Source organism: Flavobacterium collinsii (assembly GCF_902804485.1).
GTDB lineage: Bacteria > Bacteroidota > Bacteroidia > Flavobacteriales > Flavobacteriaceae > Flavobacterium > Flavobacterium collinsii.
Map to the genome: position 1 here is coordinate 1 of NZ_CADCST010000126.1, position 436 is coordinate 436.

The 436-nt window shown below is 34.4% G+C and carries 1 protein-coding gene; it reads left to right on the forward strand.

The genetic code is table 11. The features are described from left to right. On the forward strand, positions 1-436 hold a 436-nt coding region (locus FLA105534_RS20330), incomplete at both ends, for a T9SS type B sorting domain-containing protein (protein WP_173967916.1).

Consider the following 436-nt stretch of genomic DNA (forward strand, 5'->3'; position numbering starts at 1 on the left):
TTATGTAGCTTCGGAAGCTTCTGCGGGAAAATATAATCCAACTAGTGGAATATGGACAATACCAGTATTGCAATCAAAGGAAAGTCAGACTTTAAAGGTAACTGCAAAAGTGAAAGAAAAAGGAGATTATTTGAATATCGTTTATTTAACGGATTCAAATCCGGTAGATAATAATGAAACAAATAATAGAGCAGAAGCATCGATTAAAGTTAAAGATGTAATTGTGTACAATTCGGTTTCTCCTAACGGTGATGATTTAAACGATTATCTTAGAATAGATGGTTTAGACCAATATCCTAATAATTCTGTTGAAATTTTTAACCCAGGAGGGGTTCAGATTTTCAAGACCAGTAATTATGGAAGCAATGGTAATGTTTTCAGAGGAATTTCAGAAGGAAGGGTTACAATCGATAAACAACGCGGAGTACCAACCGGA